Consider the following 20,824-nt stretch of genomic DNA (forward strand, 5'->3'; position numbering starts at 1 on the left):
TACCTCTAAAATGTTATAAAAAATTCTAGAAACAATCATACTTGATTTCTCTTTGCACACAATCGTTTTCATTCTCTTTGATGTAATTTTTTATAAGAATTAAACAATTTTTTGGTTTAAATCAAAGAAATGAAATTGGCTAAAAAAGGAGGGATAAGAAAAGGCATAATCAGAAGAGAAAAGAGAAAAAATTTAGGCGGTGATAACACCGCCTAAATACGAATTATTGATTGTTTTGAACGTAATCGATCGCAGATTGAACTGTCGTGATTTTCTCAGCTTCTTCGTCTGGAATTTCGATATCGAACTCTTCTTCTAAAGCCATGACTAATTCAACAGTATCTAAAGAATCCGCACCTAAATCTTCAACGAAAGACGCTTCAGGTTTAACTTCGTCTTCTTTAACGCCTAATTGTTCAACGATGATTTTTTTTACGCGTTCTTCAATGCTCATTTGTTTCTTCCTATGTTTAGTTTTTCGCTCACTGCGATGAGTTAGTAGTGTATATATTTTTTGTAAAGTTACAATGATTTTTGTCGGTGGTCAAACCTTAAAAGCATTTTTCAAAAAACACATACAGTGAAAATATAGTTACGTTACTTCATATACGCTTAAAGTGGCGTAACCAAGTTACATGCGAGGGGAATTTTAACATTAAGCAAAAAATTTGGCTATGCTTTTATCCCCTAAAATCTGTAATTGCATTATGACTATTAGTTGGTATACATCCCACCATTCACATGTAATGTAGTACCTGTAATATAACCCGCATCATCCGAAGCTAAAAAGGCGACCGCTTTGGCAATATCTTTTGGATCACCTAAACGCCCTGCTGGAACTTGAGATAAAATACCGGCTTTTTGCTCTTCTGTTAACACATCTGTCATATCGGTTGCGATAAAACCAGGCGCTACTACATTCACAGTAATACCACGCGAAGCCACTTCTTTTGCAAGCGCTTTACTAAAACCAATCAAGCCTGCTTTCGCAGCACAATAGTTAGTTTGACCAGGATTACCCATCGATCCGACTACCGAACCAATCGTAATAATGCGACCAAAACGCTTTTTCATCATAGAACGCAACATGGCTTTTGATAAGTGATACACCGAAGTTAAATTAGTTTGCATGATATCAAACCATTCTTCATCTTTCATGCGCATTAACAGATTATCACGTGTAATGCCTGCATTATTGACTAAAATATCAATCTCACCGAAATCTGCTTTGATTTTCTCTAGCGTTGTTTCAATCGAGGCAAGATCAGACACGTTCAGCACAAGCCCTTTACCTTTCTCGCCTAAATAGGCAGAAATACTTTCTGCGCCTTTTTCAGACGTTGCCGTACCGATAACAAATGCGCCTTTTGCACTTAATTCTTCTGCAATCGCACGACCAATACCACGCGTTGCGCCTGTTACTAATGCAATTTTACCCTGCATTGAATCTCCCCTTTTTTAATGAGTTAAGCGAATAGTTCATCAACCGCATTTAATGATGTCAGATCATTAACCGCAGTAGCTTGTAAATCAGCGACGATACGTTTTGTTAAACCCGTCAAGACTTTGTTTGGACCGACTTCAACTAAAACCTGCACACCATCTTTTGCCATACGTTCAACGGTTTCTGTCCAACGCACTGGACTATATAATTGACGAACAAGTGCGTGACGAATTTCACTATTTTCCGTTTCACACGCGACATCCACATTATTGATAACCGCTGTAGTTGGTGTTCTAATCGCAATATTATCTAAAGACACGGCTAATTGATCTGCTGCTGGTTTCATTAACGCACAATGAGAAGGCACACTTACCGCTAAAGGCAGGGCACGTTTTGCCCCGGCGTCTTTACAAGCAGCTGCAGCACGTTCAACCGCTGCTTTTGCTCCCGCGATCACCACTTGCCCCGGCGAGTTAAAATTCACCGCAGACACCACCTCGCCTTGCGCTGCGTCGGCACAGGCACTGATGATGGCTTCATTATCTAAACCAATAATCGCATACATCGCGCCGGTCCCTTCGGGAACCGCTTGTTGCATTAATTTACCACGCAGCTCCACTAATTTGACTGCATCTTGGAAATCAAGTGCGCCCGCGCATACTAAAGCAGAATATTCACCTAAACTATGTCCAGCCATCACGTCTGGCTTCAAATGAGGATATTTCTCTTGCCATACACGATAAATAGCAACAGATGCGGCTAACAGTGCTGGTTGTGTTTGCCAAGTTTTATTCAGTTCTTCCGCAGGTCCTTGTTGCACAAGTTGCCACAAGTCATAACCTAACACATCTGAAGCTTGTTTAAAGGTCTCTTCCACCACAGGATATTCTGTAGCTAATTCCGCTAACATTCCTACAGCTTGAGAGCCTTGTCCTGGAAAAACCATTGCAAATTTTTTCATGTTATTTTCCTTATTTTTAAAAATACTGAAAACTGACCGCACTTTAAGTCAATTCCGGCTATTAAAACCTAACTAACGCCGATCCCCAAGTCAGACCACCGCCGAATGCTTCTAATAACAACAATTGTCCACGCTGAATACGTCCATCACGCACCGCCTCATCAAGCGCACTTGGAATACTGCCTGCAGACGTATTGCCATGGCGATCAAGTGTAACCACGACTTGCGACATATCCATATCTAATTTTTTTGCGGTAGCGGAAATAATCCGCAAGTTCGCCTGATGTGGAACTAACCAATCAATATCTTTCTTATCTAACTGGTTGGCTTCTAAGGTTTCTTCCACCACATTTGCTAATTCACGTACTGCAATTTTAAAGGTTGCGTTGCCCTGCATTTCTAAATAGGCAGGATCGGATTCAATACCGCGCGTCTGATTAGCTAAGGTTAAGACTTCAGCACTTTCGCCTGTTGCATGTAAATGCGTTGAAATGATCCCCGCTTGCTCACTTGCTTCTAAAATCACAGCACCGGCACCATCACCAAATAAAATAATCGTGCCTCGATCCTCTGGATTTAACGCGCGGGAAAAGAGATCCGCCCCAATCACGAGGGCTTTTTTTACTTTTCCGGTACGGATAAATTGATCGGCAACGGTTAAGGCGTAAACAAAGCCCGAACAGGCTGCTGCGACATCAAACGCAATCGCGTCTTTTATGCCGAGCATTTTCTGAATTTGACATGCCGTACTTGGAAAAGCATGTGTTGCGCTAGTCGTCGCGACGACAATAAGATCAATCTCATTGACATCCATAGGCGATACCGCTAAGCAATTCTGGGCAGCTTCAAATCCCATGGTTGCCACAGTTTCGCTTTCTTCTGCAATGCGACGTTCTTTGATGCCAGTACGTTCCGAAATCCATTCATCAGAGGTGTCCACCATTTTTTCTAAATCGGCATTCGTACGGATATGTTTGGGTAAATAACTCCCGGTGGATAAGATTTTACTATACATAAGAAATCTCGTTAAAAATCGTAGCCAAATGGGCTAATTGAAGTTGCTCTAACCTATTATTTTTTTAATATTGATACAGCTAGTACTTTTCTAAACCAGCCAGAATTTTTGTTGGGATTTGCTGACGTGTTTGAAACGCCGCATCAGCAATCGCATAAGCAAACGCATCGCTATTTGCACTACCATGACTTTTGACAACAACTGCCGTTAATCCAATCAAGGAAGCACCATTGTATTCATCAGGATTAATTCGCTTTAAACGTTGATAACTCTCTTTAAAAATATGGGTGAGTAACCAAGAAAATAGCGGTTTTAACAGACTATTTTTCGATTTCCCTTTAATCAAGGCGATCACATTTTTTGCCGCACCTTCAAGGGTTTTCAATGCCACATTTCCTACAAAACCATCACTGACAATCACATCGGCGTGACCATTTAGTAGAAAGTTACCCTCAATAAACCCCGTGTAATTCAACGCGGGATCTTTTTCTAATAACATCGCCGCATCACGAATCGACTTATGTCCTTTAATATCTTCACTACCGATATTCAATAAGGCAATTCTAGGATAGACTAAGTTTAAGGTATTTTCAGCAAAAATACTGCCCATTAATGCAAATTGATACAAGTTTTCTGCGTCACAATCAATATTGGCACCCAGATCAAGCATCACACTTTTTCCACCATCCACGGTGGGAATCACGGAAATCAAAGCGGGACGCTGAATCCCTTTTAAAGGTTGCAATAAGATCTTCGACAATCCCATTAACGCTGCGGTATTCCCCGCACTCACACAACCTTGCGCATCCCCTTTCTGCACCGCTTCAATTGCTAAACGCATTGAGGTGCCTTTACTATGACGTAAGGCATAGGAAATACCATGTTCATTATCAATCGTACGTGAACAATGACAGACTGTCAGACGTTCTTTCATTGACGCAGGAATATTTTCAAGCAGAGGAAGGATTTGTTGGCTATCACCAAACAATAATAAAGAAAGCATTGGATCTTTTTCCAACGCAATGAGGGATGCGGGGATAGTAATACGGGGACCAATGTCCCCGCCCATCACATCTAACGCAAGGGTTAGACGACTCAAGTGATTACCTTTTCTAAATAAACTAGAAATTATTTGTTAATCACTTTACGACCACGATAGTAACCATCAGCAGTTACATGGTGACGTAAATGCTTTTCACCACTTGCTTTATCAACAGATATTGCAGCAGTGGTTAAGGCATCGTGTGAACGACGCATATCACGACGTGAACGAGATTTTTTGTTTTGTTGAACAGCCATTGGCTATACTCCTAAATTTACTTTTGCTTTAAACTAGCTAATACAGCGAACGGGTTCGGTTTTTTTGCCAGCGCTTCGGGCAATTCGCCAAAAACCTGTTCAGCCACGGACACTTCACAGTGTTCAGATGAATGCATTGGCACTATTGGCAGACTTAAAATTAATTCATCTTCAATCGCACCAACTAAATCTATTTCCCCAAACGCGTTAAATTCGATTGGTTCATAAATTTCGGGCAATACATCGGCTTGATCCAAATTAGCCACTGGACTGTAACAAAAAGTACAGTCAATCATTTGCACGAAGGGCTTTTCACAACGTTGGCAGATTAACTCTACTTCTACACTTGCTTGCCCCTTCATGACCACTAATTTTTGTGGATCAATAAAAAACGATAATCTAACCTGTGCATCGCTGAGCACTTTACTTACTGACTCATTAAGGCGCGTCAACTGATTAATAGCGTAATAGCCGTCATAATCTAAGCGTCGCTGCGCATCTTTTACTGGGTCAACAGTTAGGGGTAATTTTACCTTTTGCATAGGGCGTGAATATTACCGTTTGAGAACAAAATAGTCAAAGGAAATTATTACTTTTTACGTGAACCTCATGAGAAAGTATAAGAAAAATGATTTTCTCCACTTTTCAATACAAAAGCCTTATGGCGAATTGTTAATAAAACGTAGCAAAAATGCAAGATAACAGGAAAAAAGAGAGTGTTGATTCAAATTTTATCAAAAATAGCTCACAAATAACACGTTCGGCACTTTACAGTCTGATTTTTTTGCTTTATTAATAGAATTTCTTTTTACTCATAAAATAAAGGGAAAACTATGACAAACACAATGAAAAAAACAGGACTTAATGTGGCATTAGCAAGTATCTTTACGCTTTTTGCTACACAAACAACCTTCGCAGCAGAAGTACCCGCGGGCACCGAATTAGCCGCCAAACAAGAATTACGTTGGAATATTGGCTCCAACCCTGCTTCATTAGATCCACATAAAATTGAAGGAACACCAGAAGGCTTTACCTCCCGTCAATTATTCGAAACCCTAGTGATCTCTGATGCAGAAGGACATATTATCCCAGGTGCAGCGATCAAATGGGAACATAGCCCAGACTTTAAAAAATGGACATTCCATCTTCGTCCAGACGCAAAATGGTCAAATGGTGAACCTGTCACTGCTGAAGATTTCGTTTTCTCTTTCCAACGTTTAGCCGATCCAAACACGGCATCACCTTATTCTAGCTATCTAAAATACCTCAAATTATTGAATGCAGAAGATGTCGTAGCGGGTAAAAAACCAATTACAGAACTCGGTGTTAAAGCACTTGATGCGCATACGTTAGAACTGACCTTATCGGCAAGCGTGCCTTATGCAGATAAATTAACCGAGCATTATGTCTTAGCACCAGTCAACAAAAAATTAGTTGAACAATTCGGTGACAAATGGACAGATGTAAAAAATATCGTAGGTAATGGCGCATTTACGGTCAAAAATTGGACAATTAATGAAAAATTAGAATTAGTACCAAACCCACATTATTGGGATCATGCGAAAACCGTTTTAACAAGTGTAACACTGTACCCAATTGAATCAGAAAATACTGACGTGGCGCGTTATCGTGCAGGGGATTTAGACATCACCAACCACGCCTTACCAGTCGAGCTGTTTAGTAAACTAAAACAAGAATACCCAAATGAAGTTTATACTCCTGCGTCACTTTGTACTTATTTGTATGAAATTAACCACAAGAAACCACCATTTGATGATGTACGTGTCAGAAAAGCCCTTGCGATGGCACTCGATCGCGACATCATTACAGAAAAAGTGACAGCACAAGGTCAAGTACCGGCGTATAGCTTTACACCGCCATATATTAACGGTGGTGAAAAAATCGAAAAACCAGACTGGGTCGCACTCCCGCAAGCTGAGCGTAATAAACAAGCTGTAGCCTTGTTAAAAGAAGCAGGCTTTGATAAGAGCAATCCATTGAATTTCACATTGCTATACAACACTTCTGAAAACCACAAAAAAATTGCTTTAGCCGCCTCTTCATTGTGGCAAAAAAACCTCGCAGGTGCCGTGAAAGTGACGTTAGAAAACAAAGAGTGGAAAACTTACTTAGATACACGTCATCAAGGTAACTATCAAGTAACACGTGCGGGTTGGTGTGCGGACTATAATGAAGCAAGTACGTTCTTAAATTACTTCTTATCAACCAGTAGTAATAACACGGCCTTCTATAAGAGTGCTGAATTTGACAAACTGCTTTCAGAAACGTACTTAGCTGAAACAGATGCTCAACGCGCAGAGATTTATGCCAAACTCGAAGCGCAACTTGCTAAAGATGCAGCATTGGTTCCAGTCTATTACTATGTTGATCCACGTATGGTGAAACCTTATGTGAAAGGATTCCCAATCAATCATCCTGGTAAGAACTTCTATCTAAAAGATGTTTATTTAGTCAAATAATCATTTTGATATATTTTAGTGCGGTCACGACTTGGGTCACACCGACCGCACTTTTTTAGTTTTCGCACCTTGCGATCTATGGATTGGATTATCTTGTATGTTTAAATTAATTCTTCGCCGTCTTTTACAGGCAATTCCAACGCTTTTTATTTTAATTACGATTTCATTTTTCATGATGCGCTTAGCGCCAGGTAGCCCCTTTACCAGTGAAAAAAATTACCCAGCGGAAGTGATCGCCAATATTGAAGCCAAATATCATTTAAATGAGCCACTTTATAAACAATACCTGATCTATTTAAAAGATCTTGCGCATGGTGATTTTGGTCCTTCTTTTAAATACAAAGACTATACCGTCAATCAGCTCGTGTCAGCCGCCTTTCCTGTGTCATTCAAACTCGGCATTTCCGCGTTCTTTGTCGCACTTATCCTTGGCGTCAGCGCAGGTACTATTGCCGCACTGAAACAGAATAAATGGCTTGATTATGTGATCATGACCTTTGCTATGACTGGGGTGGTCATCCCCAGCTTTGTTGTTGCCCCATTGTTAGTTTTAATTTTCTCTATTTCATTAAAATGGTTACCGTCTGGCGGTTGGGAAGGCGGTGCATTTAAATTCATGCTGATGCCCATGATTGCTCTGTGCCTTTCTTATATTGCAAGTATTGCACGTATTACCCGTGGTTCCATGATTGAAGTCCTACATTCCAACTTCATTCGTACAGCTAAAGCAAAAGGCTTACCGATGCGTCGTATCCTACTCAAACACGCTTTACGTCCGGCTATGCTGCCCGTCATTTCTTATATGGGACCCGCTTTCGTGGGGATTATTACTGGCTCCATGGTGATCGAAAGTATTTTTGGTATTCCCGGGATTGGTCAACTGTTTGTGAATGGCGCACTGAATCGTGATTACTCACTTGTCCTAAGCCTCACTATTTTAGTCGGCGCCTTAACCATCGCATTCAATGCGATCGTCGATATTCTTTATGCGGTGATTGATCCCAAAATCCGTTATTAATTGGCAATTGTTGTAGGAAGTCAACTCATGTTAAACAATCAAAAAGATACTGAATTGCTAGAAGCGGTGACAGAAAAATTAGACACGCTTGAAGGTCGTAGCTTATGGCAAGATGCACGTCGTCGTTTTTTTCACAATAAAGCCGCCTTAACCAGCTTATTTGTGTTATTTTGCATTAGCTTGTTCGTCATTTTTGCGCCAATGCTCATGCCTTACCCTTATGACGAACTTGATTTTGGTGCAATTTCGATTCCACCTGAGTGGGAAACCATGCACTATTTTGGTACAGATGCCTCGGGGCGTGATTTATTAGTACGTGTGGCAATCGGAGGACGTATTTCTCTGTTAGTCGGCATTGCTGGTGCCTTAATTGCAGTCTTAGTCGGAACCTTATATGGTGCTACATCTGGCTATATTGGTGGCAAAGTCGATACCTTTATGATGCGCTTTTTGGAAATTCTTAACTCCTTTCCTTTCATGTTCTTTGTTATCCTTTTAGTCACTTTCTTTGGACGGAACATTTTCTTAATCTTCGTCGCAATTGGCATGGTGTCTTGGCTCGATATGGCAAGGATTGTACGTGGACAAACCTTGAGTTTGAAACAAAAAGAATTTATTGAAGCTGCGATTGTGTGCGGTGTATCTTCACGTCAAATTGTTTGGCGTCATATTGTGCCAAACGTACTTGGTGTCGTAGTCGTTTATGCCTCTTTACTTGTACCAGGCATGATCTTATTTGAATCCTTTTTAAGTTTCTTAGGTCTCGGCACACAGGAGCCTTTAAGTAGCTGGGGCGGTCTTCTCAATGACGGTGCAAAATCCATGGAGGCTGCGCCTTGGCTCTTAATCTTCCCCGCACTCTTTTTAGTCATTACCCTATTTTGTTTTAACTTTATCGGTGACGGGTTACGTGATGCGCTTGACCCGAAAGACCGTTAATACCCGCGCTTGGAGAGAAAAATGACAACTCACAATTTATTACTCGATGTACAAGATTTGCGCGTAACCTTTAAGACCCCAGATGGCGATGTTACTGCCGTCAATGATCTGACTTTTTCTTTAAATGCCGGTGAAACCCTCGGCATTGTCGGCGAATCTGGCTCAGGAAAATCGCAAACCGCCTTTGCTCTAATGGGGCTATTAGCAGATAACGGGCGAATTTCAGGATCAGCAAAATTTAATGGACAAGAGATTCTCAACTTGCCTGAAACACAACTTAACCGCTTGCGTGCTGAACAAATTGCGATGATCTTCCAAGATCCAATGACCTCGCTGAACCCTTATATGAAAATCGGCGAACAGCTAATGGAAGTACTGATGTTGCATAAAGGCATGGATCATAAAACTGCGTTTGAAGAATCGGTACGGATGTTAGATGCGGTGAAAATGCCGGAGTCACGTAAACGTATGAATATGTATCCGCATGAATTTTCCGGCGGTATGCGTCAGCGTGTGATGATTGCGATGGCATTACTTTGCCGTCCGAAACTCCTCATTGCGGATGAACCCACAACTGCGCTCGATGTGACGGTGCAAGCTCAAATCATGACTTTATTAAACGAATTAAAAAGTGAGTTTAATACCGCCATTATCATGATTACTCACGATCTCGGTGTGGTCGCAGGAATTTGCGATAATGTGTTGGTGATGTATGCAGGCAGAACCATGGAATACGGCACCGCTGAGCAAATTTTCTATACCCCAAGCCACCCTTATTCTATCGGCTTAATTGGTGCAGTGCCTCGCGTTGACGGACAGGAAGAAGAACTCATTACTATTCCGGGTAATCCACCTAACTTATTACGCTTACCGAGTGGCTGTCCTTTCCAACCACGTTGCGTTCATGCAACTAAACAATGCCTCAAAGCACCGGCGTTAACCTTGTTAAATGATCAACGTTTACGCGCTTGTTTTGTCCCTGCCGAGCAATTAATCCGAGGTAACGCATCATGAACACAGAGAAAAAAGTGATCCTAGAAGTGAAGGATTTAAGCGTTCATTTCAACATTAAAGATACGAAATCTTTATTCTTTGCTAAACACCAAACTTTAAAGGCCGTCAATCATGTCTCTTTTCAGTTATACGAAGGCGAAACCTTAGGTGTGGTCGGTGAATCGGGCTGTGGAAAATCAACTCTCGCACGCGCGATTATTGGCTTAGTGGAAAGCTCTGGCGGTAATATTTTATGGCTAGGTAAGGAGTTAACTCAGCAAAGTGCGAAAGAATGGAAAGCGATCCGTAGCGATATTCAAATGATTTTCCAAGATCCTTTAGCCTCCCTGAATCCACGGATGACCATTGGCAGTATCATTGCCGAACCATTAAAAATTTACCAACCCCATTTAACCGCGGAAGAAGTGAAAGAAAAAGTACGCGCGATGATGATGAAAGTGGGCTTATTACCTAACTTAATCAATCGCTATCCACATGAATTTTCGGGTGGACAATGTCAGCGTATCGGGATTGCGCGCGCCTTGATTGTGGAACCCAAACTCATTATTTGCGATGAGCCAGTGTCCGCCTTAGATGTTTCAATCCAAGCACAAGTAGTGAATTTATTGAAATCTTTACAACGCGAAATGGGGCTATCATTGATTTTCATTGCACACGACCTTGCTGTGGTGAAACACATTTCCGATCGTGTTTTGGTAATGTATCTTGGTAACGCGGTGGAATTAGGTGACTATGAACAAGTCTATCACGATACTAAGCATCCTTATACTAAAGCTTTGATGTCTGCGGTACCGATTCCTGATCCCCAATTAGAACGCAATAAACAAATTCAATTGCTTGAAGGCGATCTCCCTTCTCCAATTAATCCGCCGTCGGGCTGTGTGTTCCGCACCCGTTGCCCACTGGCAGATCAACACTGTATTGCAGACAAACCGCTCCTCAAAGGACGAGATAATCACGTTGTTGCTTGTTTTAAAGCCGAGTAATACACACAACCGCACAAAAAAGTGCGGTTGTTTTTTTGCGAATATTCACAGTCAAACTTTCGTGATACTTTCGCTCTGAGATAGGGATTACGATACAGAGAAGTTATTCAACAATCACACGTGCATTGATCGGTTGTACTGGACGATTATTGTGTCCTTTCATCAAAGTCGCAAACGCCTCAACTTGAGATTGGCTAATGTTGTCATAGTGTTTTAACACTAACCAATTTACACCTTCAGAACAAGGTGGTGTGGTTAATGACCCGCTGAAACGATAGTAATCGCGTTTTTTCGGAATTAATGTTGCTGGGTCAAAAGCGGTACTAAGCGTATATTTCTCCCCTGCTTTTTGCGGGAAGTTTTGCCAAATTGGGGCTAACCGTTGGTTTTCACTTGATAATACATAGAGCACACCAAGCACAGCAAGATTCCCTTCATTATCTGCGTGTACAAAATGTGCTTCCATCGGGAAGGATTTACCTCGAATTACGTTTTCACTCGGCACATGGAAATGGAATTGTTTAAGGGTAAAGGTCTTTCCATTAAGCTGCATGCGATTACTTGCCTCTTTGAAATCCACTTGAATAGTATGCCCATTATTGACAATCTCCACATTGGAAGGTCGATAATCCAGCTTAATCGGCGCTAACTTACCATCAATCGTATGCTTGATATCTATTGGTGTTTGGTTTTTACCTTCGCCACAAATACGGAATTTGGGTGAAAGTTCAGCCCAATGTTCTGGCGATTCGTGTCCGGTGTATCCCCAATGCGTGTGCGTTTCTTCTTTCTTAAGGGGGCTTGTACACGCTGTCAATGCTAATGCACCTAACGTAAGCACAAAAAGGTTTGATTTTTTCATAGCCTAGCTCCTGATTAAAAGAGATGAATTGATGAGACAACCTAAACTCAATAATGTCTTAATCCGAGACGCTTTCATCTTAGGCAAAACAACACTCCATTTCAAGTATAACTTGCTCAAGAATATATCTTAGACCGAAATCAAATCCATTATTTCAAATAAGGTATTAGGCGAGTATTTCTCTAAATAACGGCGTAAAAAATGTTGTGTTTCTTGGCTAATGACTTGATCTGTTTCCGGATACAAGTTGTATATCACAGCATGCACACTTACTCTTTTGGAGTTGAGTACTTGTAAACTCAATAAGGTATGATTAATACTACCTAGCTTGCCAGAGGTGACTAAAATCACGGGGTATTGATGCTGACAAAGATAATCAAGGGTGGTTTCTTCCTCATTATAAGGTACACACAAGCCGCCCGCCCCTTCCAATAATACATAATCATATTTTTCACACAAAAGTGCGGTGCAGGTTTCAATTTTTTTACGTTCGATCGTGCGCTGTTCTAATTTCGCGGCTAAATGCGGTGAGCAAGGATAATCAAACACGTAAGGACAAGTGATACCTTGCTTATCTTCTTCTGTAAGCTCAATACCTTGTATTTTTCGGTGTATGAGTAAATCTTCGGCAATTCCTCGGCAGCCTGTTTGGATCATCTTTTGCGTGATGACACTTGCGCCTTGTTGCATCAGTTTCTTGGCGTACCAACCTGTGGCGATGGTTTTGCCAATATCGGTGTCGATGCCAGTGATAAAAAAAACCTTTGCCATACTTTTTCCTTCTAAGATTAAGTTAAACGCGCCAGCACATACATCGGCGTGTAAGTGAGTTCTACTTTGTGTTGTGCGTTACGGTAATGTTGTTGATATTGTTGGCAAAAGGCGTGCAATTGCCCTTTTGTCCACCCTTGCTGCTGTGTGGCAGTAACGCCTGTTTGTTTCAAATGTTTTAACACCGCTAAGGGATCATCAAAGTGCAACACAATCTCCTCGTGTTCGAGGACTAAAATCTCAAATTCAGGCACTAGCCACTTTTGCCAGTCCTCAAGACGTGGATAAGTTAACCCCACACCGGTGAGGTGTTTGATCTGTGTTAAATTCTCGGGCGTGAAAGTACTGAATAACAAAAATCCGTGCTTTTTTAAGCGCACTTTACAACGCGCAATAAAACCCGCTTTATCTTCAAACCATTGCACCACGGAAGCACTGGCAATCAAATCATACTGCTGCGGAAAGGGAAGTTGTTCCGCATCGCCACAATGGAAGTGAAAAGGTTGGGGCAACACTGATTGCAGATGCTCTCGCATATCGCAAAGGTCATTCAGCTCCCAGTGTTCAACCTGCAACTGTGACATTAATTGCTTCGTTAATCCACCAGTACCACATCCAATCTCTAATGCACGTTGGAATGCTTGTCTGTCGATATACGACAATAAACTAAGCAAACGTTGGTGAATCTGCTGTTGTGCTCTCGCTTGCTGATCATAGTTCGATACAGCGGCAGAAAAACGCTGTTTAATGCGTCCTTTATCAATACGATCCATGTGCTACAACCAACAAGTTTCCCAATGGGTGAAGTGAGGAAACAACAAATGCTCCCCTGCGATTTCTGTTATTGCACAACGATCCTGCCAATAAGCCCGCTGATTTTGTGCAGGGAAAATTTTATCTTTTGAGCCGACAATCGCCTTGCTCCACGAGATTAAATCTGTACGGTGATCTTGTTGTAAAAAGGTATAAAGTGCGGTCAGTTCAGCATGAATTTCCTGTAATGTGGGACGCATGGAATAGTGCTGATAATCTCTTAACAGCGTTTTTGAACCACAAATACGACGTTCAAATTTAGTCCGATTATCTTCATTTAAACCAGATAACGTGCCAGCAAAAATGGCTTCGGGAATACCATATTGGTCATCACAAGGTAAGCCCGTGCCATTGATCGCCGTAGCAGATAGCAGTGGATAACCTTGCATCACACGCTCCGCTACCCACACGCCCATTGACCATGCCACCACGCGAATATGTTGATAAGCGGAAAAATCAACATCGCAATGCAGATCTCGATAATCATAGCAAAGGCATAAATCATAATTTTCCGGCAGAATCAGGTGCTCGACCACGCTCGGCGGTGTGCCCCACCCTGCAAAATAGACGATCAGATTGTCGCCTTGCTGTGAAATATGTTGTGTTTTCATTCAGCAAGCTCCTGTAAACAAGCAATAAATTGTTCCACTTCCGCCACTTGCATATCTGCAGTCAGTGAAAAACGAATACGAGAGGTACCTTTTGGGACTGTCGGCGGGCGAATCGGTAAGCAATAATAGCCTTGTTGTTGCAAACGTTGCGCTGTTCTTACTGTCAGTTCGTTGTCGCCCAAAATATAAGGTACGATACAACTTTCACTTGGCATCGGGACTTGAAAAATGCCGACAATCGCTTGGCGTAAATGTTGACTAAGCTGAGCAAGATGTGCGCGTTCGGCTTGCAAATGTGGTAATTGTTGAAAGACAAAATGCGTCCATGCCACATTAAACGGCGGAAGTGCCGTGGAAAAAATCAATGGGCGCATTTTATTAACCAAATAATCTCGGATCATTTGATCGCAAATCACATAAGCCCCCATAGAGCCCAACGCCTTGCCAAACGTACCGACTAAAATATCAATTTGGTTGATACAGCCTCGTTGTTCTGCTAACCCTAGCCCCTTCTCCCCCAATACGCCTATCGCATGGGCTTCATCTACATATATCATCACTTGCGGATAGTGCTGTTTTAATGCGACCAGCTGGGTGAGGTCTGCACAGTCACCATCCATACTAAACACGGATTCCGTAACCACGATAATCCGCTCAAAAGTGCGGTCATTTTTTTGCAAAATTTGTTCAAGGTGGGCGTAATCATGATGACGAAAACGCACAAACTCACATTGTGCCAAGCGAATGCCATCAATCATACTGGCATGTACCAGTTTATCCGCCACAATCAGCGTTTTTTTGTCCGCTAAAGCAGGCAAAATCCCAATATTAGCATGATAACCGCTATTAAATAGCAAGGCAGTTTCTCGTCCAAATGCCTGCGCCATTAAGCTTTCTAGCTCATCATAAATCGGAAAAGAGCCTGTTAATAAACGGGAGGAAGAAGAAGTCAATGCCGGGAGTTGATCTTGGTATTGCGTGAAAAACGCCTGACGCAAGGCTTCGTTATTGGCTAAACCTAAATAATCATTGGAGGACATATTCAGCATCGTATTGTCCTCACGTTGAATAAAACGCCCTCGGTGAATGAGTTGGGGCAGTTGGCGAAATTGATTCTGCGCCTTTAAATCAGCTAACTGCTGCTGATAATACCTGATCATAGAGATTCCTTATGTGCATACTCTTCTTGAAGGGTGCGAATTGTGCCATGAATTAATTGAGACAATTGATCCGATGAGATGATATACGGTGGCATCAAATACACTAATTTGCCAAATGGACGCACCCAAACGCCATTTTGCACAAAGCGTGGTGGTAAACTTGCCATATTGACAGGCGCCTTCATTTCAATCACCCCAATCGCCCCAAGTACTCTCACTTCAGCAACACAATCTAAGGCTTCCGCTTGGCGCAATTCTTGACGTAATTGCTGTTCAATCTGTTGAATACGTTGTTGCCAAGGGCTTGCCAATAACAATTTGATACTTTCTGCTGCTACCGCACACGCCAGTGGATTTGCCATAAACGTCGGACCGTGCATAAAACATTTTGCCTCGCCAGAACAAATCACGTCTGCTACTGTTTGGTTGGTAATGGTAGCGGATAGGGTTAAATACCCCCCTGTTAAAGCTTTACCGATACACATCACATCTGGTACGACATTGGCATGTTCACAAGCAAATAATTTGCCTGTACGCCCAAATCCTGTGGCAATTTCATCAAAAATCAGCAAAATGCCGTACTGTTCGCACAAGGCTTTTGCTTGCACCAAATACTCAGGGGAATAAAAATACATACCGCCCGCCCCTTGCACTACCGGTTCTAAAATTAAGCCCGCAATCTCATCACCATGTTGTGCCAATAAATCCTGTAACGGTTGCATCGCTTCGGGTTGCCAAGCTTGCCCAAATTTTACCGGGGGTTGCGGTAAAAAATATTGCACGGGTAGCCCTTTGGCAAACAAGCTGTGCATGCCGGTCACGGGATCACACACGGACATCGCATGCCAAGTATCACCATGATAGCCCGAACGAATCGTAGCAAATTTATAGCGCTGTGTTTCGCCTTTAGCATGTTGATATTGCACTGCCATTTTCATCGCCACTTCCACGGCGACCGAACCACTATCGGCAAAGAAAATTTTATCCAAACTTTCCGGCAAGATGTTGACCAGTTGCTTCGCCAGTTCTACCGCTGGTTGGTGCGTTAATCCACCAAACATCACATGACTCATTTGACTCAGTTGTTGCGTGACAGCGTGGTTTAAACGGGGGTGATTATAGCCATGAATCGCTGACCACCACGATGACATGCCATCAATCAATTGCTGACCGTTTTTTAACTGGATATACACGCCTTCGGCACGTTCTACTGCAAATAAGGGAAAATCCGCATTTAACGCCGCATAAGGGTGCCAAATATGTTGTCGATCACATTCTAAAAGTTGCTGCTCATTCATCGTTTCACCTCGGTTGTGAATCGCCCTTTCAACTGGCGTAAATTCACGCAAATACTTACATAAACGGAATAACTTGTTATAATCGCCAAGCATTCGGCTTTTCAAGCCCATTATTCTAACTTAAAAAGATGATTTATCACTATGAATATATTAGAAAAAAAAGCACAACTGAGTTACTGGCAACGGATTAAAATTGCCTTTCAATATGTGATGCCACAACTTTATTTAACACGTCTCGCAGGCTGGTTTGCAAAACAGCAATGGGGTGCTGTCACACATTTTGTGATTAAATTATTCGCGAAAAAATACCATGTGGATATGAGTGAAGCTGCAAAACCAAATTTCAGCGACTATGCGAGCTTTAATGAATTTTTTATCCGTCCATTAGCGGACAATGCCCGTCCAATTAATCAAAATCCTACCGCACTTTGTTTACCGGCAGATGGTCGTATTAGTCAGTTAGGACACATTGAGCAGGATTTATTGCTACAAGCCAAAGGACATTATTTCAGCTTGAACGATTTGTTAGCTGGCGACGAGGCGCTCGCTCATCATTTTAAAGATGGCGAATTTGCCACCACCTACCTCTCACCACGCGATTACCACCGTGTGCATATGCCTTGTGATGCCACTTTATGCAAAATGATTTATGTGCCTGGTGACTTATTCTCAGTCAATCCATTTTTAGCCGAACACGTGCCAAACTTATTTGCACGTAATGAGCGCGTGATCTGCGTATTCGATACCGAATTTGGTAAAATGGTCCAAATTTTAGTCGGCGCAACCATTACCGCGAGTATGAGCACCGTGTGGGCAGGCGTGATCAACCCGCCTCGTCCAGAAAAAATCACCACCTGGACCTATGAAGGAGAAAGTGCAGTCAAATTACTGAAAGGACAAGAAATGGGCGCCTTTCAATTGGGCTCGACGGTGATCAATTTATTTGAAAAAGATCGTGTGCAACTGGCATCTCATTTACAAGTGGATAGCCCAGTACGTATGGGTGAAATTCTTGCCCACCAAAAATAATTTTTAACCACAATAGGAAAAACAATGAGTCAACAATTTTTCGACCAAGTGTCATTAGAAAGCCTTTCAGCGAAAGGAAGCTACGGTATCGGTTTACAAATCGGTCAACAATTATTAGAAAGCCAACTTGAAGTGAGCGCCGAAGCCGTCGCGAAAGGGATCTTTGATGTGTTAAATCAAAATCCACCAGCACTTGAGTTAAATGAAGTGAGTCATGCCCTACAGACTTTGCAACAACAAGCCACTGAAGCACAACAAGCGAAATTCAAAGAAATTGAAGCCGTTGGTGCACAATTCTTAGCTGAAAACGCGCAAAAAGCGGGGGTAAATACTACGGAATCTGGTTTACAGTATGAAGTGTTAGTGGCTGGTGAAGGGCAAATTCCGGCACGCGAAGACAAAGTGCGTGTGCATTACACTGGGACATTAATCGACGGTACCGTCTTTGACAGCTCAGTAAAACGTGGTCAACCTGCAGAATTCCCAGTAAATGGCGTGATCGCTGGTTGGATTGAAGCCTTGTCCATGATGCCAGTGGGTTCAAAATGGCGTTTAACCATTCCTCACAACCTCGCTTATGGCGAACGTGGTGCCGGTGCCTCCATTCCGCCATTCAGTACCTTAGTGTTTGAAGTCGAATTATTAGCCATTCTTTAAAGCTAAACGCTAGACATAAAAAAAGTGCGGTCATTTTCCGCACTTTTTTCTTTTCTATTGTTTATCGTTTCAAGCCTTGCTGATAGCCACTGTTCCACGAATGGCGGAACTTGTCCAGCACAGCCTTGCCCGTTTGTTCTTCACAGTAAGCCGTTCGTTGACTCAACATTTTTTGTTGATGTTCTCGAAACGATTTTCCCACACGATAGCCGTCCAAATACCAATCATCATTATCTTGACATGCCATGGTATTAATCCGTTTTGTATTCCCTGTCACTGCAAAAGATTTGCCTGCCTCAATACGTTGCACCGCATGTTCAGAGTATGAAGTACAGCTCACCAGCGAACCTAGTACACTGAATATCAATACTGCTTTCCAATTCATCTTGTTACCTTTCTTTTTCTGATTTATAACACAATCATATCGTCGCGGTGTACCGCAACCGCCCCATATTCATAACCGAGAACCTGTTCAATATCTTGCGAATGTTTGCCTTGAATTAAATGGAGTGCATCGCTGTTATAACGTGGCATCCCTAAGGCGACATCCTTGCCTTGCTGAGTACGAATTTTTACCACTTCACCGCGTGAAAAGCGTCCTTCCACGTTCACAATCCCAGCAGGCAATAACGATTTATGTTGCATTAACATCGCGTTTTCCGCCCCTGCATCAATGGTAATAATACCGGCTGACGGCGCCGCATATAGCCATTGTTTACGACTTTCTAAGCGATCTGCTTGCACACTAAATTTGGTGCCAATGGCTTGCCCATAAGCTAAGTCCACAATCACATTCGGGCGATTACCCGGTGCAATAATGGTTTCAATGCCGGAGCGGGTTGCCACATCCGCGGCACTGATTTTGGTGGACATGCCACCTGTGCCTAACGAGGTGCCACTTCCGCCCGCAATCGCGCGAATATGATCGGTAATTTTGTCCACGTCGGCGATCAATTTGGCGTCTGGATGTTTGCGCGGATCACGATCAAACAAACCTTGCTGATCAGTAAGCAAATACAACTGTTCTGCTTGCACTAAAATCGCCACTAACGCGGATAAATTATCGTTATCGCCTACTTTAATTTCTGACGTAGCGACAGCGTCATTTTCATTAATCACTGGAATAATCTGATTATCTAATAAGGCGCGCAAAGTATCTCTGGCATTTAAAAAACGTTCACGATCTTCAATGTCGGCACGGGTCAATAAAATCTGTCCAATATGAATATCATAAATGGCAAACAATTTTTCCCACGTTTGAATGAGCTGACTTTGTCCTACCGCAGCCAATAATTGTTTCGAGGCAATCGTCGGTGGCAATTTCGGGTGATTTAAATAATGACGACCTGCCGCAATCGCCCCTGAGGTGACAATCACTAAACGAAAGCCCGCTTGATGAAGCTGTGCGAGCTGACGCACAATATCCATCATATGAGGTAAATTTAACTTCGCCGATCCTTGCGTAAGCGTACTGGTTCCAAATTTCACAACGAGTGTTTTGTCGATTTTCATCTTCTCTATCTTCTTATTTTTGTCGCACAAAATTGAAGCTAACTTACCATTAATCATCAGAAAAATCATCTCGTTTACTTGCTATTTTCTATGATTTAGCACAAATTTTTTCTCACTAAAAGGCATATAATAAAGCCTCTTGATTTTTCAGCTAGGAACCCGATTATGACCTCAACCTCTTCACAAGAAACGGAGCGGCAACGAGAAATCACTCGCCTTTGTGTTCAAGTTGCCCAACTCTTATTACAACATGGTGCAGAAAGTGCCATCGTTGTGCAAATGGCACATCGCTTAGGCTTAGCCCTCGGTGTAGATAGCGTAGAATGTGCCCTCACGCCAAATGCCATTATTCTTACTACATTAGCCCAAGACCATTGCATCACGACAGTCCGTAAAAACCAAGACAAAGGAATTAATATGCAAGTGGTTACTGAAGTGCAACGTATTGTGATTACAGCAGAACGTAAAATCTATGATATGCAACAAGTGCATGCCAAACTGGCTCGCATTAAACCGCTTAAATACAATCGCTATTTTGTGATGTTGATGATTGGCTTATCCTGTGCCAGTTTTGCTCATTTATCTGGTGGGGATGCACTAGTTTCATTGGTTACATTTCTCGCCGCAACACTCGCCATGTATGTTCGCCAATCACTTGCCGCAAGACACTATAACCCCTTAATTGTATTTGCGGTGACCGCCTTTGTCGCCTCGCTAATTGCGGGTATCGCGTTGAAATATAACATCGGCAATCAGCCCCAAATTGCCTTGGCATCCAGCGTATTATTGCTCGTTCCTGGCTTTCCACTGATTAATGCACTCGCCGATATTTTAAAAGGGCATATCAATATGGGGATTGCCCGTTGGGCACTCGCGACGATCCTCACATTTGGGGCATGCTTAGGCATTGTATTTGCGCTGAGTTTATTGGGTATCACGGCATGGGGGAAATAAA

Annotated in this window: 23 protein-coding genes; 8 read left to right on the plus strand and 15 right to left on the minus strand. The window is 42.4% G+C overall.

Translation table 11 applies throughout. The annotated features are described in order from the left end of the window. Nucleotides 1-223: 223 nt before the first annotated feature. The 7 genes from acpP to yceD form a co-directional block, all read right to left on the minus strand. Entirely contained in the window at nt 224-454 is a 231-nt protein-coding gene (acpP, locus tag CKV69_RS06760) for an acyl carrier protein (RefSeq protein WP_005725021.1), read from the minus strand. A 260-nt stretch (nt 455-714) separates the two neighbouring features. Next, a complete protein-coding gene (gene fabG / locus CKV69_RS06765) occupies nt 715-1,443 on the minus strand; it encodes a 3-oxoacyl-ACP reductase FabG (RefSeq protein WP_005725020.1) in 729 nt (242 codons plus the stop codon). Nucleotides 1,444-1,466: 23 nt separating this feature from the next. Further along, on the minus strand, nt 1,467-2,405 hold the full coding sequence (fabD, locus tag CKV69_RS06770) for an ACP S-malonyltransferase (RefSeq protein WP_005758138.1): 939 nt from the start codon (nt 2,403-2,405) through the stop codon (nt 1,467-1,469). A gap of 61 nt (nt 2,406-2,466) precedes the next feature. Continuing rightward, nucleotides 2,467-3,420, minus strand: coding sequence for a beta-ketoacyl-ACP synthase III (locus CKV69_RS06775; protein WP_014326382.1), 954 nt, complete (start codon nt 3,418-3,420; stop codon nt 2,467-2,469). Nucleotides 3,421-3,499: 79 nt separating this feature from the next. Next, nucleotides 3,500-4,519, minus strand: coding sequence for a phosphate acyltransferase PlsX (plsX, locus tag CKV69_RS06780; protein WP_014326383.1), 1,020 nt, complete (start codon nt 4,517-4,519; stop codon nt 3,500-3,502). Nucleotides 4,520-4,548: 29 nt separating this feature from the next. Continuing rightward, nucleotides 4,549-4,719 carry a 50S ribosomal protein L32 gene (gene rpmF / locus CKV69_RS06785; RefSeq protein WP_005719398.1) on the minus strand — a complete coding sequence of 57 codons (171 nt, stop codon included), beginning with the start codon at nt 4,717-4,719 and terminating at the stop codon, nt 4,549-4,551. A 17-nt stretch (nt 4,720-4,736) separates the two neighbouring features. Further along, nucleotides 4,737-5,261 carry a 23S rRNA accumulation protein YceD gene (gene yceD / locus CKV69_RS06790; RefSeq protein WP_005719396.1) on the minus strand — a complete coding sequence of 175 codons (525 nt, stop codon included), beginning with the start codon at nt 5,259-5,261 and terminating at the stop codon, nt 4,737-4,739. A 291-nt stretch (nt 5,262-5,552) separates the two neighbouring features. Here yceD and CKV69_RS06795 point away from each other — a divergent pair, with 291 nt between their 5' ends. The 5 genes from CKV69_RS06795 (at nt 5,553) to oppF (ending at nt 11,156) form a co-directional block, all read left to right on the plus strand. Beyond that, nucleotides 5,553-7,199 carry an ABC transporter substrate-binding protein gene (locus CKV69_RS06795; protein WP_005755533.1) on the plus strand — a complete coding sequence of 549 codons (1,647 nt, stop codon included), beginning with the start codon at nt 5,553-5,555 and terminating at the stop codon, nt 7,197-7,199. A gap of 97 nt (nt 7,200-7,296) precedes the next feature. Continuing rightward, nucleotides 7,297-8,217: an oligopeptide ABC transporter permease OppB gene (oppB, locus tag CKV69_RS06800; protein WP_005725003.1), complete on the plus strand. Its 921-nt coding sequence runs from the start codon at nt 7,297-7,299 to the stop codon at nt 8,215-8,217. A 27-nt stretch (nt 8,218-8,244) separates the two neighbouring features. After that, nucleotides 8,245-9,156 (plus strand): oligopeptide ABC transporter permease OppC, encoded by a 912-nt coding sequence (gene oppC, locus CKV69_RS06805; RefSeq protein ID WP_005725001.1) that lies wholly within the window; start codon nt 8,245-8,247, stop codon nt 9,154-9,156. 21 nt (nt 9,157-9,177) lie between these two features. Beyond that, the gene (gene oppD / locus CKV69_RS06810; protein WP_005719387.1) at nt 9,178-10,170 is read left to right on the plus strand and encodes an ABC transporter ATP-binding protein; all 993 of its coding nucleotides are present in this window, start codon (nt 9,178-9,180) and stop codon (nt 10,168-10,170) included. Then, the gene (oppF, locus tag CKV69_RS06815) at nt 10,167-11,156 is read left to right on the plus strand and encodes a murein tripeptide/oligopeptide ABC transporter ATP binding protein OppF (protein ID WP_005755531.1); all 990 of its coding nucleotides are present in this window, start codon (nt 10,167-10,169) and stop codon (nt 11,154-11,156) included. Before oppD ends, oppF begins: the two co-directional genes overlap by 4 nt. A 103-nt stretch (nt 11,157-11,259) precedes the next feature. Here the strand turns inward: oppF and CKV69_RS06820 are convergent, their stop codons facing one another. From CKV69_RS06820 to bioA, 6 genes are all read right to left on the minus strand, one after another. Next, a complete protein-coding gene (locus CKV69_RS06820) occupies nt 11,260-12,018 on the minus strand; it encodes a carbonic anhydrase (RefSeq protein ID WP_014326384.1) in 759 nt (252 codons plus the stop codon). A gap of 129 nt (nt 12,019-12,147) precedes the next feature. Then, nucleotides 12,148-12,789: a dethiobiotin synthase gene (gene bioD / locus CKV69_RS06825; RefSeq protein ID WP_005719383.1), complete on the minus strand. Its 642-nt coding sequence runs from the start codon at nt 12,787-12,789 to the stop codon at nt 12,148-12,150. 17 nt (nt 12,790-12,806) lie between these two features. Then, on the minus strand, nt 12,807-13,562 hold the full coding sequence (gene bioC, locus CKV69_RS06830; RefSeq protein WP_014326385.1) for a malonyl-ACP O-methyltransferase BioC: 756 nt from the start codon (nt 13,560-13,562) through the stop codon (nt 12,807-12,809). Nucleotides 13,563-13,565: 3 nt separating this feature from the next. Further along, a complete protein-coding gene (locus CKV69_RS06835) occupies nt 13,566-14,213 on the minus strand; it encodes a pimeloyl-ACP methyl esterase BioG family protein (RefSeq protein ID WP_005719377.1) in 648 nt (215 codons plus the stop codon). Next, nucleotides 14,210-15,373 carry an 8-amino-7-oxononanoate synthase gene (gene bioF / locus CKV69_RS06840; RefSeq protein ID WP_014326386.1) on the minus strand — a complete coding sequence of 388 codons (1,164 nt, stop codon included), beginning with the start codon at nt 15,371-15,373 and terminating at the stop codon, nt 14,210-14,212. The genes CKV69_RS06835 and bioF overlap by 4 nt, the downstream gene beginning before the upstream one ends. After that, nucleotides 15,370-16,671: an adenosylmethionine--8-amino-7-oxononanoate transaminase gene (bioA, locus tag CKV69_RS06845; RefSeq protein ID WP_016504267.1), complete on the minus strand. Its 1,302-nt coding sequence runs from the start codon at nt 16,669-16,671 to the stop codon at nt 15,370-15,372. The genes bioF and bioA overlap by 4 nt, the downstream gene beginning before the upstream one ends. 141 nt (nt 16,672-16,812) lie before the next feature. Here bioA and asd point away from each other — a divergent pair, with 141 nt between their 5' ends. Both asd and CKV69_RS06855 read left to right on the plus strand, forming a co-directional pair. Continuing rightward, on the plus strand, nt 16,813-17,700 hold the full coding sequence (asd, locus tag CKV69_RS06850) for an archaetidylserine decarboxylase (protein ID WP_005719369.1): 888 nt from the start codon (nt 16,813-16,815) through the stop codon (nt 17,698-17,700). A 24-nt stretch (nt 17,701-17,724) separates the two neighbouring features. Continuing rightward, nucleotides 17,725-18,357 (plus strand): FKBP-type peptidyl-prolyl cis-trans isomerase, encoded by a 633-nt coding sequence (locus tag CKV69_RS06855; RefSeq protein ID WP_005724987.1) that lies wholly within the window; start codon nt 17,725-17,727, stop codon nt 18,355-18,357. Nucleotides 18,358-18,418: 61 nt separating this feature from the next. Here CKV69_RS06855 and CKV69_RS06860 read toward each other — a convergent pair whose 3' ends face one another. Together CKV69_RS06860 and proB are read right to left on the minus strand one after the other, a co-directional pair. Continuing rightward, the gene (locus tag CKV69_RS06860) at nt 18,419-18,742 is read right to left on the minus strand and encodes a hypothetical protein (RefSeq protein WP_016504713.1); all 324 of its coding nucleotides are present in this window, start codon (nt 18,740-18,742) and stop codon (nt 18,419-18,421) included. A 23-nt stretch (nt 18,743-18,765) separates the two neighbouring features. After that, nucleotides 18,766-19,869 carry a glutamate 5-kinase gene (proB, locus tag CKV69_RS06865; protein ID WP_014326389.1) on the minus strand — a complete coding sequence of 368 codons (1,104 nt, stop codon included), beginning with the start codon at nt 19,867-19,869 and terminating at the stop codon, nt 18,766-18,768. A gap of 165 nt (nt 19,870-20,034) precedes the next feature. Here proB and CKV69_RS06870 point away from each other — a divergent pair, with 165 nt between their 5' ends. Continuing rightward, a complete protein-coding gene (locus CKV69_RS06870) occupies nt 20,035-20,823 on the plus strand; it encodes a threonine/serine exporter family protein (RefSeq protein ID WP_005755516.1) in 789 nt (262 codons plus the stop codon). Nucleotide 20,824 lies beyond the last annotated feature (1 nt).

This window comes from Pasteurella multocida, assembly GCF_900187275.1.
Taxonomy (GTDB): domain Bacteria; phylum Pseudomonadota; class Gammaproteobacteria; order Enterobacterales; family Pasteurellaceae; genus Pasteurella; species Pasteurella multocida.

Excerpts from the sequence above, each read along its gene's own strand:
- CKV69_RS06820 (WP_014326384.1), bottom strand. The coding sequence starts at position 12,018 with ATGAAAAAATCAAACCTTTTTGTGCTTACGTTAGGTGCATTAGCATTG.
- CKV69_RS06870 (WP_005755516.1), top strand. The coding sequence starts at position 20,035 with ATGACCTCAACCTCTTCACAAGAAACGGAGCGGCAACGAGAAATCACT.
- yceD (WP_005719396.1), bottom strand. The coding sequence starts at position 5,261 with ATGCAAAAGGTAAAATTACCCCTAACTGTTGACCCAGTAAAAGATGCG.
- fabD (WP_005758138.1), bottom strand. The coding sequence starts at position 2,405 with ATGAAAAAATTTGCAATGGTTTTTCCAGGACAAGGCTCTCAAGCTGTA.
- CKV69_RS06855 (WP_005724987.1), top strand. The coding sequence starts at position 17,725 with ATGAGTCAACAATTTTTCGACCAAGTGTCATTAGAAAGCCTTTCAGCG.
- acpP (WP_005725021.1), bottom strand. The coding sequence starts at position 454 with ATGAGCATTGAAGAACGCGTAAAAAAAATCATCGTTGAACAATTAGGC.
- CKV69_RS06860 (WP_016504713.1), bottom strand. The coding sequence starts at position 18,742 with ATGAATTGGAAAGCAGTATTGATATTCAGTGTACTAGGTTCGCTGGTG.
- fabG (WP_005725020.1), bottom strand. The coding sequence starts at position 1,443 with ATGCAGGGTAAAATTGCATTAGTAACAGGCGCAACGCGTGGTATTGGT.
- rpmF (WP_005719398.1), bottom strand. The coding sequence starts at position 4,719 with ATGGCTGTTCAACAAAACAAAAAATCTCGTTCACGTCGTGATATGCGT.
- oppD (WP_005719387.1), top strand. The coding sequence starts at position 9,178 with ATGACAACTCACAATTTATTACTCGATGTACAAGATTTGCGCGTAACC.
- asd (WP_005719369.1), top strand. The coding sequence starts at position 16,813 with ATGAATATATTAGAAAAAAAAGCACAACTGAGTTACTGGCAACGGATT.
- CKV69_RS06835 (WP_005719377.1), bottom strand. The coding sequence starts at position 14,213 with ATGAAAACACAACATATTTCACAGCAAGGCGACAATCTGATCGTCTAT.
- bioA (WP_016504267.1), bottom strand. The coding sequence starts at position 16,671 with ATGAATGAGCAGCAACTTTTAGAATGTGATCGACAACATATTTGGCAC.
- oppB (WP_005725003.1), top strand. The coding sequence starts at position 7,297 with ATGTTTAAATTAATTCTTCGCCGTCTTTTACAGGCAATTCCAACGCTT.
- oppC (WP_005725001.1), top strand. The coding sequence starts at position 8,245 with ATGTTAAACAATCAAAAAGATACTGAATTGCTAGAAGCGGTGACAGAA.
- bioF (WP_014326386.1), bottom strand. The coding sequence starts at position 15,373 with ATGATCAGGTATTATCAGCAGCAGTTAGCTGATTTAAAGGCGCAGAAT.
- bioD (WP_005719383.1), bottom strand. The coding sequence starts at position 12,789 with ATGGCAAAGGTTTTTTTTATCACTGGCATCGACACCGATATTGGCAAA.
- CKV69_RS06795 (WP_005755533.1), top strand. The coding sequence starts at position 5,553 with ATGACAAACACAATGAAAAAAACAGGACTTAATGTGGCATTAGCAAGT.
- bioC (WP_014326385.1), bottom strand. The coding sequence starts at position 13,562 with ATGGATCGTATTGATAAAGGACGCATTAAACAGCGTTTTTCTGCCGCT.
- proB (WP_014326389.1), bottom strand. The coding sequence starts at position 19,869 with ATGAAAATCGACAAAACACTCGTTGTGAAATTTGGAACCAGTACGCTT.
- CKV69_RS06775 (WP_014326382.1), bottom strand. The coding sequence starts at position 3,420 with ATGTATAGTAAAATCTTATCCACCGGGAGTTATTTACCCAAACATATC.
- oppF (WP_005755531.1), top strand. The coding sequence starts at position 10,167 with ATGAACACAGAGAAAAAAGTGATCCTAGAAGTGAAGGATTTAAGCGTT.